We start from the raw sequence: 1,328 nt of genomic DNA on the forward strand, positions 1-1,328 counted from the left end.
GATAACATTGCTAATACTACTTCTTTTAACGGCAAACAACTTCTAAGTGGTGGTTTTATCAATCAAGAATTTCAAATCGGCGCACAATCAAATCAAAGTATTAAAGCCTCAATCGGAGCTACTCAATCAAGCAAGATTGGTGTAACAAGATTTGAAACAGGAGCTAACGTAACCAAATCAGGCATTGCTTCTATGACTATTAAAAACTACAATGGTATAGATGATTTTAAATTTCAAGATGTGATAATCTCAACTTCAGTTGGAACAGGACTTGGAGCTTTGGCTGAAGAGATTAACCGTGTGGCTGATAGAACAGGTGTTAGAGCTAGTTTTAATGTTCAAACTGTGGGTGGGGCAGCTATTCTTAAAGGCTCTACAAGTGATGATTTCTCCATCAATGGTGTAAAAATTGGCAAAATTGATTATGAATCAGGTGATAAAAACGGTTCTTTAGTAAATTCTATCAATGCAGTTAAAGACACTACGGGTGTTGAAGCAGCTTTAAATGAAAACGGACAACTTGTTCTTACTTCAAGAGAAGGTAGAGGTATTAAAATTGAAGGTAGTATCGGTGCTGGTTCTGGTATAGCTGCAAATATGTATGAAAACTATGGTCGTCTTTCTTTAGTAAAAAACGATGGTAGAGATATAGCTATCTCTGGGACTGGTTTTGGTTTTGAAAATGAAAAACTTGTTTCTCAACAATCAGTATCCTTAAGAGATACTAAAGGACAAATTTCTCAAGATATCGCTGATGCTATGGGATTTAACTCAAGTAACCGTGTAGGTAGTATCAGAATAGGTGTTACCGCTATGTCTGTGCTTGCTGGAACAGGACTTAGTACAGAAGAATCTTTGCTTCACTCAGCAGGTAGTGGCTTCTCTGCATTTACAATTTCTGGAAAAAGTCAACTTAATATGATAGGTCAAGTAATCGATTTGGGTCCAAATCATAGTGCTTTTTCTAACGGATATACCGCTTTAGGATTTACCGCTGGTAGTGGTTTTTCAGCAATTAATAGTGCTTTATCGATGTTAATGTATTCTACAATGTATGGCACACAAACTGGAGCTGCTAATTTCTCTACAGCTGTTGCTATGAGTACTACAGGCATTCAAATCATTACTACAATAAGTACTGCTAATGGAGTTTCTGGTTTATATCAACATCTTGGTTTAAAAGGCGGTGAAACAAGAGCTGAAAACATAGGAACAGAACAAACCGCAGGTGTAACAACTTTGAAAGGCGCCATGGCTGTAATGGATGTAGCAGAAACTGCTATCACAAATCTTGATACCATTAGAGCAGATCTTGGTTCTATACAAAA

Annotated in this window: 1 protein-coding gene; it reads left to right on the forward strand. The window is 36.9% G+C overall.

All coding sequences use genetic code 11. The features are described from left to right. On the forward strand, positions 1–1,328 hold a 1,328-nt coding region (locus tag ELQ16_RS09755; protein WP_134239446.1), incomplete at both ends, for a flagellin hook IN motif-containing protein.

Origin of the sequence: Campylobacter sp. US33a (genome assembly GCF_004378855.1) — a bacterium.
Taxonomy (GTDB): domain Bacteria; phylum Campylobacterota; class Campylobacteria; order Campylobacterales; family Campylobacteraceae; genus Campylobacter_D.